This is a genomic window from Ochrobactrum sp. BTU2 (assembly GCF_024539785.1).
GTDB classification, from domain to species: domain Bacteria; phylum Pseudomonadota; class Alphaproteobacteria; order Rhizobiales; family Rhizobiaceae; genus Brucella; species Brucella anthropi.
This window is the reverse complement of the sequence record NZ_JAHWRG010000002.1, coordinates 337,738-353,938: the sequence shown is the minus strand read 5'-3', so window position 1 is coordinate 353,938 and position 16,201 is coordinate 337,738. Positions and strand designations below refer to the sequence as shown.

Genomic DNA, 16,201 nt, shown 5'->3' with positions numbered 1-16,201 from the left:
GCAACACTAACCCCCGGCGCCGCATCCGATGAATTTTCCGGATGCACCAGGAGTATTCATGTCAGAATTCAATCCATCCCTCGCAGACTTCGAGTCGCTGCTGGCGGAATCCTTTGCAACGAACGACCTTGCTGAAGGTTATGTCGTCAAGGGCCGCATCGTAGCCATTGAAAAGGACATGGCGATCATCGACGCCGGTCTGAAGGTCGAAGGCCGCGTGCCGCTGAAGGAATTCGGCGCAAAGGGCAAAGACGGCACGCTGAAGCCGGGCGACGAAGTGGAAGTTTACGTCGAGCGCATCGAAAACGCTCTGGGCGAAGCTGTCCTGTCGCGCGAAAAAGCACGCCGTGAAGAAAGCTGGGTCAAGCTCGAGCAGAAGTTCGCCAATGGCGAGCGCGTCGATGGCGTCATCTTCAATCAGGTCAAGGGTGGTTTCACCGTCGACCTCGACGGCGCTGTTGCCTTCCTGCCGCGTTCGCAGGTCGACATTCGTCCGATCCGCGACGTCACCCCGCTCATGCACGTCCCGCAACCGTTCGAAATCCTCAAGATGGACAAGCGTCGCGGCAACATCGTTGTCTCGCGTCGTACCGTTCTTGAAGAGAGCCGTGCGGAACAGCGTTCGGAAATCGTTCAGAACCTTGAAGAAGGTCAGGTCGTTGAAGGCGTCGTCAAGAACATCACCGATTACGGTGCGTTCGTTGACCTCGGCGGCATCGACGGTCTCCTGCACGTGACCGACATGGCATGGCGCCGCGTCAACCATCCGTCGGAAATCCTCACCATCGGCCAGACGGTCAAGGTGCAGATCATCCGCATCAACCAGGAAACCCATCGTATCTCGCTCGGCATGAAGCAGCTCGAGAGCGATCCTTGGGATGGCATCGGCGCGAAGTACCCGATCGGCAAAAAGATCACCGGCACCGTCACGAACATCACCGACTACGGTGCGTTCGTTGAAATCGAGCCGGGCATCGAAGGCCTCATCCACGTTTCCGAAATGTCGTGGACCAAGAAGAATGTCCATCCGGGCAAGATTCTTTCCACCACGCAGGAAGTCGAAGTCGTTGTGCTCGAAGTTGATCCGGTCAAGCGCCGTATCTCGCTGGGCCTCAAGCAGACCCTCGACAATCCGTGGACGACCTTTGCCCAGAAGTACCCTGTCGGTACCGTTGTTGAAGGTGAAGTCAAGAACAAGACCGAATTCGGCCTGTTCATTGGCCTCGACGGCGACGTTGACGGCATGGTTCACCTCTCCGACCTCGACTGGAACCGTCCGGGCGAACAGGTCATCGAAGAGTACAACAAGGGTGAAGTCGTCAAGGCTGTCGTTCTCGACGTCGATATCGACAAGGAACGCATCTCGCTCGGCATCAAGCAGCTTTCCGGCGACAAGGTCGGCGAAGCAGCAGCTTCCGGCGAACTGCGCAAGAACGCCGTTGTGACCTGCGAAGTGACCGCCGTTACCGACGGTGGCCTCGAAGTCCGTCTCGTCGACCACGATCTCGAAAGCTTCATCAAGCGTTCGGATCTGTCGCGTGACCGCGACGAGCAGCGTCCGGAACGCTTCACGGTCGGTCAGAAGCTTGACGCTCGCGTCATCGCTTTCGACAAGAAGACCCGCAAGCTGCAGGTCTCGATCAAGGCGCTCGAAATCGCTGAAGAAAAAGAAGCTGTCGCTCAGTACGGTTCGTCCGACTCCGGCGCTTCGCTCGGCGACATCCTCGGTGCCGCTCTGAAGAAGCAGGAAAAGAACTAATCTTTTCTTCTTCGATCGAACATGAGAAAGCCCGCCTCCTGGCGGGCTTTTTCTTTATCAAATAAATTTATGGTGATTCCTCCGCCACGAAATGGTCACGAACCGGCACAATTTTACGTACTCCACCAATATTGATTCATTATATTCTTTTCCAATTCGGCAGGTGAGCGACTAATAAAGCTTTCTCTGCATTAATCGTGGAGGATAAAAGCTTCCAAGCCGCCTATTCATAGCAAAATATCTATACAGAATTACTTTTGAACGGATTGCATAAGATGATTTCCAGAACCACCACCCTGACCGCAATGCTGCTTTCAACTGCGCTGCTGAGCGCTTCCTTTGCCGTGCCAAGCTTCGCCGAAAGTGCAGCAAAGCCGAATGCCCCGGCGACCGAGAGCACGAAAGCTGCACAACAGGACGCCATCAAGAAGCTGGATGCCATTTCCGGCGATGGCCTCGCAGCGGTGCGCGGCGTTACACTGGCGCGACTGGCCATTTTTCAGGGAACACCCGACCAGGCCAAGGTCATTCTGTCGACGGTCAAGGATGATCTGGACAAGGCGCAGAAAGACACTCCATCCCTGCTCGACAAGATGAAAGCGGCTGGCGCTCCAGCCGACGAAGTCGCCGAAGTTCAGTCGGGCACATTGCCGGTCGATATGGAAGTCGGTGTGGTCGATGACTACAAGCTGACGCCTGAAAAGGCTGCCCACCTGAAAAAGGCCAATGAACATATCCAGCATGGCCGCAAGAAAGAGGCTCAGGATGAGCTGAAACTCGCGGATGTTGATCTGGTGATAACCGAAACGACAGCCAATCTGCCTGCCATCGACAAGGATGTCGATCTGGCACTGGAACAGCTCGGCAACGGCAAATATTACGATGCCAACCTGACCCTCATCAAGGCGGAACATGTGGTGACGATCCGCTCCAACATGTCCGTTGATGACAAGAAGGACGCCAGCAAGACAGCCAATGCACCAGCCGACGCAAAGCCGACTGATGCGGCCAAGAAAAGCTGACCATCGCTTGTGAGAATAAAGGCCGGAATGTGAACCATCCCGGCCTTTTTAAGCAACGCTGAGGATATGGATCAGGCCAAGGCTGATGGTGCCGAGAGCCACGAGCGAAAGTATCGCAGTCAGCGTGACGCGACCGCCTGCCGACGCCACAGAGCGGATATCCACGCCAAGGCCAAGGGCCGCCATCGAAATGATGGTAAGGATGGTCGAGGCATATTGGATGCCGGGCAGGATCGATTCCGGTATCAGGTGCAGCGAATGCAGCGCCATCATGCCAAGAAAGCCGAGGATGAACCATGGCACAAGCTGGAAGAAGCCAGGCTTGGCGTTTGCGTCCTTGTTTCCGGCAAGTAGCGCCAATGCGAGAATGACCGGTCCCAACATCAGCACGCGCACGAGCTTCACCAGCGTGCCGAGCTGGACACTGATCGTCGCGACCGGAGCAGTGGCCGCCAGAACCTGTGGCACTGCATAAACGGTCAGGCCCGCCAGCACGCCATATTGCGTGTGCGACAGCCCCAGAAACGGCACCAGCAGTGGCAGAAGCAGCACGACGACCACGCCGAGAATAGCGGTAAAGGCGATCGAAGCCGCCACGTCCTCGCTTCCCGCGCCGATAACCGGTGCGGTTGCGGCAATAGCGGAATTGCCGCAAATGGAATTGCCGCAGGCGACCAGCACGGCCATCCGATGCGGAAGCTTCAGCAGACGCCCGATTCCGTAGCTGAGTGTAATAGCCAGCACCACAACGCCTGCGATACCGAAAATAAGCCCCGAACCCGCAGCCACCACCGCGCTGGCGCTGATCGACGCGCCAAGCAATACCACTGCAATTTCCAGAAGAAGCTTGGCGGAAAAGCCGATGCCCTTGTTGAAATGCTTGCCGGGACGCAGGAACGTCCGCACGACCGTGCCAAGGAGGATGGCGATCACCAGCGCTTCGAGCCAGGCCCGTCCTGCATAATGTTCCTCGACTTTTTCGAGTCCGATTGCAGCGATAGCAACGGCGACGCTCAAGCCAAGTCCCGGGAGGATGTTCTGGATTTTGGAGTAGGTCATTTTCAGCATTTCAAATCTGACTGTCTGCATTTTTCGCATTGCCCTGCGCAAAACCGCTTCGCACTTTTGCTGGAAATGCTCGTATGAGAATTATTTTCTGATTAGATGCCTGCTTTTCCCTGTTCAATCCATTTCATTATATGGCATATTTCATTTGATAAAATCGAACGATCATCGCTATGACACTGGAACAGCTACGAATTTTCATTGAAGTCGCCGAGCGTGAGCACCTCACGCGAGCCTCGGAAGCCCTGCATCTGACCCCTTCGGCGGTCAGTTCGGCCATCCGCACCATGGAAGATCGCTACGGAGCGACGCTCTTCAACCGCATCGGGCGGCGGATCGAGCTGACCGGTGACGGGCGCATGTTTCTGGACGAGGCACGCGCAACGTTTGCGCGCGCCCGCTCTGCCGAGCGGATGCTATCGGAACTCGGTGGCGGCAAACGGGGCATTCTCGCCATTCATGCCAGCCAGACCATCGCCAGCTATTGGCTGCCGTCCTTTCTGGCACGGTTTCACGCCGCCTACCCCTTGATCGACGTGCGACTGACGCTTGGCAATACGGAAAGCGTTACCCAGGCGACACAGGAAGGCGTCGCCGATATTGGCCTCGTCGAAGGTGCTGTGCAGGCGCCGTCGCTATCAATCAGTAAGGTTGCAAGCGACCAGCTTATTCTGGTGGCGCGCCCCGATCATGACTGGGGTACGGGCGGCAAGCTCACCTGGGATCGGCTTTTCGAGGGAAAATGGATTCTGCGTGAACAGGGATCTGGAACGCGCAGCGTTTTCGAGGATGCGATGCGCGCTTCCGGTTATAATCCAGCGCGACTGCATGTGGCGCTGGAACTGCCATCGAACGAAGCCATCTGTTCGGCGGTGCGCTCCGGTGATTACGTGACGGCCATATCGGAACTTGTCGCCGCCCCGCATCTTGCTGCCGGAACACTGGTAAAGGCGGATTTTGCTCTGCCGCAACGCCAGTTTCTCATGCTGCAGCACAATGATCGCTATAGAACGAAAGCCACCCGGATTTTCGCAGATATGATCGGAAACACGCGCAAGTAAAATGCCTCACCCCTTTTGTTACAATACTGAAAAATTCATCAAATCAGAAACTCTAATAATATATCTACAGCGGAAAAAACCAAAAGAATTGTTATAAACAATTGTTGAAATTGCATACTTTTATACATAATTGCAATAATATAAGCTGAAGATTTAAAAAGAAAAATAGATGAATAGAATAAAAATGAAAATAAACTTTTAGTATCAAAGTCAAAAAGCAGAAAGCAATCACTTGATATAATTATACATATGATATAAATTATCTTAATTACTCTATTGAAGTACTCTTCAAATGAAGAGTACTCATCTATGTCGTCCGGAGTAATAAGAAAAACTATAAAGAAATGAAGAGATGAATAAAAAACAATCATAATATAAATATAATAATTAAATACAACGCTTTCCTTCAGATCTAATATAATCCACCACCATCGCATCATCCAGAAAATTAAATTTAATGTCCAAAGCAACTGTATTTTATTATATTTCTTATCTTTCGGGTGCTGTATAAACCCCGCGACGCTCGCCAGAAGACGAGACATACACAAACTTACAACGACTCCCGTTAAGACACGAACATGAAAAAACTCTTCCGAAGAGTTCGAAATATAATCAATATTTCCCATATTTACTTTCAAAAAAATCAATAAATGCAAAAATAAGCAGATATTCACTGTGAAAAATAAAATTAATTGCGCGCGGAATATCTATACACAGCCAGAATAAACTCTATATCCGCAGGATATTCAATATCTTTCTGATTGATAAAACACGACAAACCAAATCTTGCGCAGACAGACTCAGCGAAGCTGACGCAACAATTCTGGCTGCGGGAAGCAGGTTGACGCCATGCCGTTCTTCGCCTGCCACAGGCCGATGGAGCGGCGGGTCTTGAAGCCGGGCAGACCATCCGGCTTGCCGACATCATAGCCCAGCGCCTGCATGCGTTTCTGCATTGCGCCGATATCAGAGCGATACATGGAGCCGACGTCGCCCCATCCACGGCTGAAATCGCCCGCGCCATAGGCGATACGATCACCGACGTGGCCGATGAAGAGCGCATAGAGATCGCTCATATTATAGTCTTTGAGCACGTAGAAATTCGGGCTCACGACAAAGGCCGGACCGTAGCGACCGGCGGGCATGAGCAGAAAGCCCTCGCCCTTCATTTCATTGGCCGGAAACGGTTTGCCATTCACCCGCGTAATGCCGAGCTTTGCCCATTCGGCAATCGTCTTGCCCTGATCCGGACCTTCCAGCGAGCAGGATACGTTCTGCGGAACGCTCACTTCAAAGCCCCAGTCACGCCCCTTCCGCCAGCCATGCAGCTTCAGATAATTGGCGATGGAGGCAAGCGTATCCGGCACCGAGTTCCAGATGTCGCGCTTGCCGTCACCGTCGAAATCGACAGCATGTTTCAGATAGGAAGTCGGCATGAATTGCGGCTGGCCGAGTGCACCCGCCCATGAGCTTTTCATAGCGGCTTCGTTGATATAGCCCTTGGAAGCGATTTCGAGCGCAGCAATCAGTTCCTTCCGGAACATATCCTTGCGGGTGGCCATAAAAGCCTTGGTGCCCAGAACCTCATAAGCATTGTAGGGAATCTTCACCGTACCGAAGCCGGATTCGCGGCCCCATACGGCAAGCAGGATCGGCCCCGGAACGCCGTATTTCTGTTCGATGCGCTTCAGGAGATTGGCATATTGGCCATAGCGCGCCTTGCCGCCGCTTGTGACCGCGCCCATCGTCTTTGCATTGAAATATTTGCCGGGTGCACCGAATTCCGCCTGTTTCTGCTCTTTCGGTGTCGAAGGCTTTTCGCCGGGGATGACGAGGTCTGGCAGCTTCCAGTTGATCGAGACACCGGCAAAAGCCTGATCGAACACGGCGCGCGATACGCCTGCTGCCTTCGCTTCCGGCCAAAGGTCCTTTTCGAGCCAGTTGCGATACTGGCTTTCAATCTGCGCCTTGGACGGTGCGGCAATGGCGGGAGAAATGGCAAGGCTGGCAAGCAGTGCGAGACCAATCTTCAGGCTATGCTTCCAATTTCCCGCTGCCATGCCTTCTCCATTCGTTCTAAAGGGTGGTTCTTGCCCGCAAGGCGGCAGCAAGCGTGCCTTCATCCAGATAATCAAGCTCGCCGCCGACCGGGACGCCATGGGCAAGCCGCGTGACACGAACGTCGAAGCTCGATAACTGGTCGGTGATGTAATGCGCCGTGGTCTGGCCTTCGACGGTAGCGTTGACCGCGAGAATCACTTCCTTGATCTCACCCGTGGAAACCCGTTCCACCAGTCCCTTGATGTTGAGATCGTCCGGGCCGATGCCATCGAGCGGCGACAGGCGACCGCCGAGAACGTGATAGCGCACATTCATCGTGCCCGCCCGTTCCAGCGCCCAGAGATCGGAAACATCTTCCACCACGATGAGGGTCGTCGGATCGCGGCGTTCATCGGTGCAGATCGTGCATGGATCGGACGTATCGACATTGCCGCAACAAGAACAGATGCGCACCTTTTCGGCAGCTTCCTGCATGGCGCCACCAAGCGGCACCAGAAGCGCTTCTTTCTTCTTGATGAGATGCAGCGCCGCACGACGGGCCGAACGCGGCCCAAGCCCCGGCACACGGGCCAGAAGCTGGATGAGACGTTCGATTTCAGGACCGGCTATTCGTTTGGACATCTTTTAAGGCAATAAGGCAGTAGGGCAGTAAGGCAATAGGGAAAACAACGGCAACGGCGTTTCCGGCAGATAAAACATACTGCCCTACTGCCTTATTGCCATATTCCCCTAAAACGGCAGTTTGAACCCCGGAGGGATCGGCAGACCGGCGGTGAGCGACTGCGTCTTCTCGGCCATGGCCGCTTCGAGCTTGGCCTTGGCGTCGTTATGCGCCGCGATAATCAGGTCTTCGAGGATTTCAACCTCTTCTTCCTTCATCAGCGACGGGTCGATCTTCAGCGCCGACAGGGTGCCCTTGCCGGAAAGCGTGATCGTCACCAGCCCGCCGCCCGATGACGCCGAGGCTTCCATCGTGGCGATCTCGTCCTGCATGGCCTTCATCTTGGCCTGCAATTCCTTCGCCTGCTTCATCATGCCCATCATGTCACGCATGGGTTCACTCCATCATTCCGTAAATCAGTCGTCTTCAGACGGTGCGCCCGGTGTTTCCACCACGGCATCGAGGTCAATGTCCTCGTCGTCATTCTGTTCCGGTACGGCAATGCGCACGTCGGTGATTTTTGCCCCCGGAAAGGCCGCGAGAATAGCGGCGACATCGGGATCGGCGCGGGCGTCGGTCACCAGATTGTCGCGACGTTCCGTTTCCGCCTCCGAAATGGTCTGCCCCGCCACATCACGCGCGACCGTCACCACCCAACGAATGCCGGTCCAGTTCAGGAGGCGTTGCGAAATATCGCTCGGCAGAGATTTCGGCGCATCATCGGTCAGGCCGATTTCGAGCCGCCCGGGTGCAATGGATGCAAGGCGCACGCAACCCTTGACCAGAATCTTGAACTGCATGTCGCGGTGCTTGTCGGCAAGTGCGACGACATCATGCAAGCTGTTGACCGGCACCGAAGGCTGCGGCGTGTTCTCGACAAACTGCTGCGGTGCGGCTGACGGCTGAACCGGCTGCGGTGTTTCCACGATACGCATGGCCGTTGCCGGTCCACCGGAAGCTGGAGCCATCGAAGACGATCCAACCGCATCGGCGGCAAAACGCGCTTCCGGCGCACCACCGCCGCCATTCGGCCGCGGATTGCCCGGCTGCGGACGCGGCGCCGAAACGGAGCCATTGTCGAGACTGCGAATCGCCTCGTCCAGCGTCGGCAGATCTGCGGCATGGGCAAGCCGGATCAAAAGCATTTCTGCAGCCTGAACCGGTCTCGTCGCCGTATCGACTTCCGCAATGCCCTTGAGCAGCATCTGCCAGGTGCGCGACAGCACACGGACAGAAAGTTTCTGCGCGAATTCACGACCGCGCACGCGCTCATCTTCCGACAGGGACACGTCTTCGGCCACATCCGGCGTGAAACGCAGTCGTGTCACGAGATGGTTGAAATCGGCAAGATCGGTCAGCACGACCGACGGGTCGGCACCGACATCATACTGCGCGCGAAATTCCGTCAGTGCGCCTGCCACATCGCCACGCATCAGCATCTCGAAGAGATCGATGATACGGGCACGGTCGGCAAGGCCCAGCATGGAGCGCACGGCTTCCGCCGTGACGGTGCCTGCGCCATGCGCGATGGCCTGATCGAAGATCGACAGCGAATCGCGTGCCGAGCCTTCGCCTGCGCGTGCGATCATGGCGAGCGACGTGTCATCCACCGCGATCTGTTCCGCTTCTGCGATGCGGCGCAGATGCTGCGCCAGCGTGCCCGATTCGATACGGCGCAGGTCGAAGCGCTGGCAGCGCGACAGAACCGTGATCGGAACTTTTCGGATTTCGGTGGTGGCAAAGATGAATTTGACGTGCGGCGGTGGCTCTTCCAGTGTCTTCAACAGGCCGTTGAAAGCCTGATTGGAGAGCATGTGCACTTCGTCGATGATGTAGACCTTGTAGCGCGCCGAAACCGGGCGGTAACGCACCTGCTCGATGATCTCGCGGATATCGTCGATACCGGTATGCGAGGCGGCATCCATCTCGATCACATCGACATGACGGCCTTCCATGATCGCCTGGCAGTTTTCGCCCTGCACGGAAAGGTCGATAGTCGGCTGGTCGATCGTATCGGTCTTGTAATTGAGAGCACGCGCCAGAATGCGCGCCGTGGTGGTCTTGCCGACCCCGCGAACGCCGGTAAGCATCCAGGCCTGCGCAATGCGGCCCGTCTCGAACGCGTTGTTGAGCGTGCGAACCATCGGCTCCTGGCCGATAAGGTCGTTGAAATTCTGGGGGCGATATTTGCGGGCGAGAACGCGATAGGCGCCATCGGCGGATTTTGTGTCCATAGCGACCCTTCCGTTCTTCCTGTTCCGCTTTTTCTCAGTCGCCAGTTTGGACCGGACGCATGAGCGGCGTCAACCAAAGAGGCAACCCATCAACAGTCGTCGGCGTAGCGAGAAAGGGTGGGAGGCTGGCACGATGACCCGTGCCGTGGCTCGTTAGGGCTGCTTCCTTCCGGACCTGACCCGGTTGGCGAGTGGCTCGTCCACCACCAACCTCCCACGCTGCATATCGTCAATTGTGAAGCAAAAAGCAAGGAGGGCGCCACGCAAAAAGCAAGCGCTGAACGAAAAAAACTGGTAAATGTCGGCCTATGGAACAATTCGAAGTCGATAAACGGCTCAATGCCGACACTTTTTCCGTGGCCAAGCTCGGCCTGTGCGAGCTTCGGTTGATGAACGACCGGCGCTGGCCATGGTTGATCCTGGTGCCGCGCCGTCCCGGCCTTGCGGAAATTCATGACATGACCCCGCTCGACCAGACCATGCTGACCTTCGAGACCGGCATCGTTGCGCAGGCGCTCAAGACTGTGACGGGTTGCCAGAAGATCAATACGGGCGCGCTCGGCAATATCGTTCGGCAGCTGCATCTGCATGTCATCGCCCGCAATGAAGGCGATGCGGGCTGGCCCGGCCCTGTCTGGGGCTTTGGCACCCGCGAGACCTATGACGAAAAAGACGCCCGCCAGCTGATCGCCGACATTCGCACGGCGCTTTAATTTGCTTTCACGCGCATCTTTTCCGAAAACCGTTTCACACTTTTCGGGATGCGCTTTAAATCCCCCAACAATTCCGAGATAGATATGACTTTCCGTCTCTACGATCTGCCGGAAATCGAACCGAGCCGATCTGTCGGATTTTCCGGCAACCGGATCGACCGCCAATCCGAAAAGCGGCAGGATGACTCTGCCTTCACGGCGCTGGAACTTCCCGAAACGCGAATCATGTTGCTTGGCGGTAACCGGCTGCTTCTCGACTATGCCGATGAAAAAGCGCCACGCGCATTGTTCCGCCTCGGTGAGGCGAAGGACTTTGCGCCTGATCTTCACGAGCCGATTTTTCTCGGTCTTCAGGACGGCGCGCCGCTTGTCGCTTTGACGACACCGCTCGACCCCGAGACGATGGAAGCGCCTTTCCGTCTACAGGATTATCGCAGCATCTATACGGAAGGGCTGGTATCAGCCGATATGCTCGGCGCGCTGGCGCAAGCCGCAGCGCTGACCGCATGGCATGCCAATCACCGTTTCTGCGGACGCTGCGGTGCAAAAACCGACATGCGCGCTGGCGGTGCCAAGCGGCAATGCCCGAACTGTGGTGCGGAACATTTCCCGCGTACCGACCCGGTGGCGATCATGCTGCCGGTGCGCGGCGAAAAATGCATTCTGGCACGCAGCCCGCATTTCGCGCCCGGTTCCTATTCCTGCCTCGCAGGCTTTATCGAGCACGGCGAAACAATCGAGGCCGCCGTGCGCCGCGAAAGTGTCGAGGAAATGGGGCTCTCCATCGGTCGCGTTGCCTATCATGCGAGCCAGCCCTGGCCGTTTCCCTATTCGCTGATGATCGGCTGTCATGCCGAGGTTTTGAGCGACGACTTCACTATCGACCGTTCGGAGCTGGAAGACGGTCGCTGGTTCTCGAAGGCCGAAGTGCGGACAATGCTGGAAGGCACACATGAAAATGGGTTGCGGGTGCCACCGTCCGGCGCCATCGCAACCCATCTGATAAAGGCCTGGGTCTACGACGCAGGCTGATTATTCTGCTGCCAGCAGATGCGTATCGCGGATATCGCTGCCTTTGTAGACGCCAAGAATCCGCACTTCCTTGGTGAAGAACCGCAATTCTTCCAGCGCAAGCTGCAGATTTGCGTCTTCCGGGTGTCCTTCGACATCGGCATAGAACTGCGTGGCGATGAAACGCCCGCCGATCTGATAGCTTTCGAGCTTCGTCATGTTGATGCCATTGGTGGCAAAGCCGCCCAGCGCCTTGTAGAGCGCAGCCGGGACGTTGCGCACGCGGAAGACAAAAGTCGTCACGATGCGTTCGCCATTTTCGGGACGCTGTGCCCATTGCTTGTTCTTGGACAGAACAACGAAGCGGGTCACGTTATCTTCCGAATCCTCGACATTTTCTTCCAGAATATCGAGACCATAGAGCTCGGCGGCAAGGCTTGGTGCCAAGGCCGCCATGGAACGATCTTTCATATCGGCGACGAGGCGAGCGGCTCCCGCCGTATCGCCTGCGATGACGCCCTTCCAGCCATTCTGGCGGATGACGTTGCGGCACTGGCCAAGCGCATGGACATGGCTGTGTACCGTCTTGATTTCCTCGCGCTTGACGCCCGGAAGCACCATCAGCTGGAAATGGATCGGCAGGAAATATTCGCCAATGATATGCATGTCGGCGAGCGGCAGCAGATAATGAATATCGGCGACGCGGCCGGCCAGAGTGTTCTCGATCGGGATCATGGCGAGGTCGGCAGCGCCGGTTTCAACCGCATTGAAGGCATCCTCGAAAGTCGGGCACGGCAAAGGCTCCATATCGGGAAACATGTTGCGGCACGCCGTATCGGAATTCGCGCCCGCTTCACCCTGAAAGGAAATCCTGTTGGTTTTCATCGTACCATGCTTTCTTAAATGCCACTCATCGGTGGCCCGTTAGATACCCTGTGCTACAAGAATGCGCGCGCGGTCAAGATCGGCCTGCGTATCAACGCCGAGCGGCACCGTCCTCACAAGTTCCACATCAATACGCATTCCGGCTTCAAGAGCCCTCAATTGCTCGAGTTTTTCGCGCTTCTCCAAGGGAGACGGCCCAAGCTTCACAAAGCGTTCAAGCGCTGAGCGGCGATAGGCGTAAAGGCCGATATGGTGATAAAGTGGGCCTTCACCGTAGGGCGCGGTTGCGCGGGTGAAATAAAGTGCGCGCAGGCGGCTGTTGCCGGCAAGCGGGGAGCCGACGATCTTCACCACACTCGGATTGGTCTTCTCCGACTCTTCCTCGATTTCGACGCCGAGCGTTGCAATGTCGGCAGGTCCGTCTTCCAACGGCAGAAGCGCACGGCGGATGATATCGGGATCGATGGTCGGCAGGTCGCCCTGAACGTTCACCACGGCATCAAACTCGCCCGCCGGATCGACTTTCATCAATGCTTCATAGATGCGGTCGGAGCCGGATTCGTGATCCTCCCGCGTCATGATGGCTTCATGGCCGTGCGCGGTAACGATTGCAAAAATCTCTTCGCTATCGGTTGCAACCACCGTCCGGCCCAGCTTTGCAGCCGCTGCACGATCGGCCACATGCACGATCATCGGCTTGCCGCAAATATCGGCGAGCGGCTTGTTCGGTAGCCGCGTGGACGCCATGCGTGCCGGGATAAGAGTGAGTGTCTTTAATGTCTGAAGCATCATCGCCTCTTGAGATCGATAAGGTCGCGGACGTCTTTTAAACCGCTTTCGAGGCGCTGGAAATGCATCAAAAGTGTCAAAAAGTCACGGGTCTAGTTACCGTTATAGGTGTTGCATCGCCCTGGTAAAAGACCTAGTTTCCGCCCGATGCCGGGGAGAGAATTGCGACCTTTATTGAAGGTTTGCATGCCGGCTAGGAGAGCGTTCTCGGGGAGAGCGTTTTGGTAGAGGGAGCGCTGACCGGCGATGAATTCAACCCGGACTAACAAGTTTATCATGGCTTTTCTGGCAACGGTTTTCGTTGTCATGACGACGGGCATCCTGTCCGATTCGCTGTTTCACTCGCCTGCGCCCGAAAAGCCGGGCTTTATCATCGAAGCGGCGGAAGCCTCGACCGGTGAAGGGGGCGCTGCACCGGCCAAGGAAGAAGTTTCCATTGCGACGTTGCTGCAGTCTGCTGATCCGGCGCGCGGTGAAACCGTCTTCAAGCGTTGCGCTGCATGCCATACCGGTGAAAAGGGTGGCGCCAACAAGGTCGGTCCGCATCTGTGGGATGTCGTGAACCGTCCGGCTGCCTCTGTTGAAGGTTTCGGCTATTCAGCTCCCATGAAGGAGTTCGGTGCTGCGGGCAACAAGTGGGATTTTGAACATCTCAACAAGTTCCTGACCTCGCCGAAGGGTTTCATCAAGGGCACCGCCATGGGCTTTGCTGGCGACAAGAAGGACAATGAACGCGCTGATCTGATCGCTTATCTGCGCACACTGTCCGACAATCCGGCTCCGCTGCCGACCGCTGATGCGGCACCTGCCGCTGGTGGCGATGCAAAGCCGGCTGAGGGCGGCGAAGCCAAGCCAGCCGAAGGCGAAAAGCCTGCGGCAGGCGGCGAACAGAAGCCTGCGGAACCGGCACCCGCCAATTAAGCCTGCAGGATAGAAACATGATCAAAGCCCGGTTCGCCGGGCTTTTTTCGTGCCCGCATTAAATTTCTTGCCCGCATGCCTTTCTTCCTCCGCAAAAACCCATAAAACTCGTTCGAATATATCCGAAACAGGAACGGAGAGGCTGGATGAGAGCTTTTTGGGCGGGTGCATTTGCGGTGGCCATGCTTGCGAGCACGGTTTCAATTGGTCGCGCAAATGACGCGGAACCCCAATGGCGATATTCCTCCAGCCTGCTTGGCGAGCCCAAATATCCTGCTGATTTCAAGCACTACGACTATGTGAATCCCGATGCGCCGAAAGGCGGCACGCTGAACATGGTCGCCGTTGGCACCTTCGACAGTCTCAATCCGTTTGTGGTGCAGGGGGTCGCAGCCGCTGGCCTGTCCGATTTCGGCGGCGGTCTTCTCTACGACACGCTGATGACGGATTCGCTCGATCAGGGATCGACGCAATACCCGCTCATTGCCGAAGCCCTGCAATATCCCGATGATTTCTCCTGGGTTAAGTTCAAGCTCAATCCAAAAGCGAAATGGCACGATGGCCAGCCGATCACCGTCGATGACGTGATCTGGTCGTTCGATGTGCTGAAGAAGCAGTCGCCGATGTACAACAAATATTATGGCGACGTGGAGAAGGCGGAAAAGACTGGCGAACATGAGGTGAAATTCACCTTCAGCCAAAAGGGCAATCGCGAATTGCCGCAGATTCTGGGACAGCTTGCCGTTCTGCCCAAGCACTGGTGGGAAGGCAAGGATGCACAGGGCAAGCAGCGCGACATTACCCGTCCGATGCTTGAAATCCCGCTCGGCTCTTCCGCCTACAAGATCGACAGCATGACGCCCGGACGCTCCATCACCTGGGCGCGCGTCGATGACTATTGGGGCAAGGATTTGGGCGTCAATGTCGGGCGCAATAATTTCGACCGCCTGCGCTACGAGTACTATTTCAACGAGGATGCAACCTGGGAAGCCTTCAAGAAGGGCGGACAGTACGATTATCGCAACGAGAATCGTGCCCAGCGCTGGGCTGAACAGTATAATTTCCCAGCAGTGCAGCGCGGCGATGTCGTGAAGGCTTCGTTTCCCTTCCATGCCGCCGGACGTATGCAGGGCTATTTCCTGAACACGCGCCGCGACAAGTTCAAAGACCCGAAAGTGCGTCAGGCGCTGACCTACGCCTTCGACTTCGAATCGATGAACCGCCTGTTGTTCTTCAACCAGTACAAGCGCATCAACAGCTATTTCGCAGGCAACGAGCTGGAGCTGAGCGGCCCGCCGACACCCGAGGAACAAGCCATTCTGGAAACGGTGAAGGATTCGCTTCCTGCTGATGCACTGACGAAGGAATTCAAGCTGCCGGTCTATGACACACCGCAAGCCACCCGCGAAAATCTGCGCACCGCGCTGAAACTCTTTTCGGAAGCCGGCTGGACAGTGCAGGGCAACAAGCTCGTCGATGCCAAGGGCAATCCGTTCACCATCGAATTTCTCGGCAAGGACCCGACGGACGAGCGTATTTACAATCCGTTCGCAGCAAGCCTGCGCAAGATCGGCATCAACGCGACCGTGCGTATCGTCGACACGGCGCAATATCAGGCCCGCGTCAATGATTTTGACTATGATGTGGTCACCTCCGTCATCCCGCAGAGCAGTTCACCCGGCAATGAGCAGCGCGACATGTGGGGTTCCAAGGCCGCCGACTTCAAAGGCAGCCGCAACTATGCCGGTATCAAGAACCCGGCCATCGACAAGCTGATCGACCATGTCATCTATGCCAAGGATCGTGAGGAGCTGGTCGCCTCGACCCATGCGCTCGACCGGGCGCTCTTGTGGAACTATTACGTCATTCCACAATGGTACTCAGACCACATCAATGTGGCCTATTGGAATAAATTCGGAATGCCTGAAAAGCAGCCGGACTATCTTGGGATTGACCCGTTCTCCTGGTGGATAGACCCTGCGAAGGAAGCCAAGCTCAAAACCGGCAGTGAATGAGGGC

Annotated in this window: 14 protein-coding genes and 1 other RNA gene; 7 read left to right on the top strand and 8 right to left on the bottom strand. The window is 56.3% G+C overall.

Annotated elements, in window-relative coordinates:
* Positions 1–58 precede the first annotated feature (58 nt).
* Both rpsA and KWJ32_RS06375 read left to right on the top strand, forming a co-directional pair.
* The gene (gene rpsA / locus KWJ32_RS06380) at positions 59–1,759 is read left to right on the top strand and encodes a 30S ribosomal protein S1 (protein WP_010657835.1); all 1,701 of its coding nucleotides are present in this window, start codon (positions 59–61) and stop codon (positions 1,757–1,759) included.
* A 275-nt stretch (positions 1,760–2,034) separates the two neighbouring features.
* A complete protein-coding gene (locus KWJ32_RS06375; protein WP_011982267.1) occupies positions 2,035–2,781 on the top strand; it encodes a YfdX family protein in 747 nt (248 codons plus the stop codon).
* A gap of 48 nt (positions 2,782–2,829) precedes the next feature.
* On the opposite strand, the gene KWJ32_RS06370 is transcribed toward KWJ32_RS06375, so the two are convergent.
* Complete coding sequence (locus tag KWJ32_RS06370) at positions 2,830–3,849, bottom strand: YeiH family protein (RefSeq protein ID WP_172488794.1); 1,020 nt, start codon at positions 3,847–3,849, stop codon at positions 2,830–2,832.
* A gap of 170 nt (positions 3,850–4,019) precedes the next feature.
* Here KWJ32_RS06370 and KWJ32_RS06365 point away from each other — a divergent pair, with 170 nt between their 5' ends.
* The gene (locus KWJ32_RS06365) at positions 4,020–4,907 is read left to right on the top strand and encodes a LysR family transcriptional regulator (RefSeq protein ID WP_011982265.1); all 888 of its coding nucleotides are present in this window, start codon (positions 4,020–4,022) and stop codon (positions 4,905–4,907) included.
* 800 nt (positions 4,908–5,707) lie between these two features.
* Here KWJ32_RS06365 and KWJ32_RS06360 read toward each other — a convergent pair.
* From KWJ32_RS06360 to ffs, 5 genes are all read right to left on the bottom strand, one after another.
* Positions 5,708–6,967 carry a lytic murein transglycosylase gene (locus KWJ32_RS06360; protein WP_011982263.1) on the bottom strand — a complete coding sequence of 420 codons (1,260 nt, stop codon included), beginning with the start codon at positions 6,965–6,967 and terminating at the stop codon, positions 5,708–5,710.
* Between the two features lie 16 nt (positions 6,968–6,983).
* Positions 6,984–7,589: a recombination mediator RecR gene (gene recR / locus KWJ32_RS06355; protein WP_010657830.1), complete on the bottom strand. Its 606-nt coding sequence runs from the start codon at positions 7,587–7,589 to the stop codon at positions 6,984–6,986.
* 108 nt (positions 7,590–7,697) lie between these two features.
* Positions 7,698–8,021, bottom strand: coding sequence for a YbaB/EbfC family nucleoid-associated protein (locus KWJ32_RS06350; protein ID WP_010657829.1), 324 nt, complete (start codon positions 8,019–8,021; stop codon positions 7,698–7,700).
* Positions 8,022–8,045: 24 nt separating this feature from the next.
* On the bottom strand, positions 8,046–9,863 hold the full coding sequence (locus KWJ32_RS06345; protein ID WP_011982262.1) for a DNA polymerase III subunit gamma/tau: 1,818 nt from the start codon (positions 9,861–9,863) through the stop codon (positions 8,046–8,048).
* Positions 9,864–9,980: 117 nt separating this feature from the next.
* Positions 9,981–10,078, bottom strand: an RNA gene (ffs, locus tag KWJ32_RS06340) — signal recognition particle sRNA small type.
* Between the two features lie 93 nt (positions 10,079–10,171).
* On the opposite strand from ffs, the gene KWJ32_RS06335 reads away from it, so the two are divergent.
* Together KWJ32_RS06335 and nudC are read left to right on the top strand one after the other, a co-directional pair.
* On the top strand, positions 10,172–10,576 hold the full coding sequence (locus KWJ32_RS06335; protein WP_011982261.1) for an HIT family protein: 405 nt from the start codon (positions 10,172–10,174) through the stop codon (positions 10,574–10,576).
* Between the two features lie 84 nt (positions 10,577–10,660).
* Positions 10,661–11,608, top strand: a complete 948-nt coding sequence (gene nudC, locus KWJ32_RS06330) for an NAD(+) diphosphatase (RefSeq protein WP_040129042.1) — start codon at positions 10,661–10,663, stop codon at positions 11,606–11,608.
* On the opposite strand, the gene KWJ32_RS06325 is transcribed toward nudC, so the two are convergent.
* Both KWJ32_RS06325 and KWJ32_RS06320 read right to left on the bottom strand, forming a co-directional pair.
* The gene (locus KWJ32_RS06325) at positions 11,609–12,472 is read right to left on the bottom strand and encodes a prephenate dehydratase (RefSeq protein ID WP_011982259.1); all 864 of its coding nucleotides are present in this window, start codon (positions 12,470–12,472) and stop codon (positions 11,609–11,611) included.
* Between the two features lie 39 nt (positions 12,473–12,511).
* A complete protein-coding gene (locus KWJ32_RS06320; protein ID WP_011982258.1) occupies positions 12,512–13,261 on the bottom strand; it encodes a 3-deoxy-manno-octulosonate cytidylyltransferase in 750 nt (249 codons plus the stop codon).
* Positions 13,262–13,507: 246 nt separating this feature from the next.
* On the opposite strand from KWJ32_RS06320, the gene KWJ32_RS06315 reads away from it, so the two are divergent.
* On the top strand, positions 13,508–14,182 hold the full coding sequence (locus tag KWJ32_RS06315) for a cytochrome c family protein (RefSeq protein ID WP_011982257.1): 675 nt from the start codon (positions 13,508–13,510) through the stop codon (positions 14,180–14,182).
* A 146-nt stretch (positions 14,183–14,328) separates the two neighbouring features.
* On the top strand, positions 14,329–16,197 hold the full coding sequence (locus KWJ32_RS06310; RefSeq protein ID WP_011982256.1) for an extracellular solute-binding protein: 1,869 nt from the start codon (positions 14,329–14,331) through the stop codon (positions 16,195–16,197).
* Positions 16,198–16,201 lie beyond the last annotated feature (4 nt).

Excerpts from the sequence above, each read along its gene's own strand:
- rpsA (WP_010657835.1), top strand. The coding sequence starts at position 59 with ATGTCAGAATTCAATCCATCCCTCGCAGACTTCGAGTCGCTGCTGGCG.
- KWJ32_RS06365 (WP_011982265.1), top strand. The coding sequence starts at position 4,020 with ATGACACTGGAACAGCTACGAATTTTCATTGAAGTCGCCGAGCGTGAG.
- KWJ32_RS06345 (WP_011982262.1), bottom strand. The coding sequence starts at position 9,863 with ATGGACACAAAATCCGCCGATGGCGCCTATCGCGTTCTCGCCCGCAAA.
- KWJ32_RS06375 (WP_011982267.1), top strand. The coding sequence starts at position 2,035 with ATGATTTCCAGAACCACCACCCTGACCGCAATGCTGCTTTCAACTGCG.
- KWJ32_RS06315 (WP_011982257.1), top strand. The coding sequence starts at position 13,508 with ATGAATTCAACCCGGACTAACAAGTTTATCATGGCTTTTCTGGCAACG.
- KWJ32_RS06350 (WP_010657829.1), bottom strand. The coding sequence starts at position 8,021 with ATGCGTGACATGATGGGCATGATGAAGCAGGCGAAGGAATTGCAGGCC.
- recR (WP_010657830.1), bottom strand. The coding sequence starts at position 7,589 with ATGTCCAAACGAATAGCCGGTCCTGAAATCGAACGTCTCATCCAGCTT.
- KWJ32_RS06360 (WP_011982263.1), bottom strand. The coding sequence starts at position 6,967 with ATGGCAGCGGGAAATTGGAAGCATAGCCTGAAGATTGGTCTCGCACTG.
- nudC (WP_040129042.1), top strand. The coding sequence starts at position 10,661 with ATGACTTTCCGTCTCTACGATCTGCCGGAAATCGAACCGAGCCGATCT.
- KWJ32_RS06370 (WP_172488794.1), bottom strand. The coding sequence starts at position 3,849 with ATGCTGAAAATGACCTACTCCAAAATCCAGAACATCCTCCCGGGACTT.
- KWJ32_RS06320 (WP_011982258.1), bottom strand. The coding sequence starts at position 13,261 with ATGCTTCAGACATTAAAGACACTCACTCTTATCCCGGCACGCATGGCG.
- KWJ32_RS06310 (WP_011982256.1), top strand. The coding sequence starts at position 14,329 with ATGAGAGCTTTTTGGGCGGGTGCATTTGCGGTGGCCATGCTTGCGAGC.
- KWJ32_RS06335 (WP_011982261.1), top strand. The coding sequence starts at position 10,172 with ATGGAACAATTCGAAGTCGATAAACGGCTCAATGCCGACACTTTTTCC.
- KWJ32_RS06325 (WP_011982259.1), bottom strand. The coding sequence starts at position 12,472 with ATGAAAACCAACAGGATTTCCTTTCAGGGTGAAGCGGGCGCGAATTCC.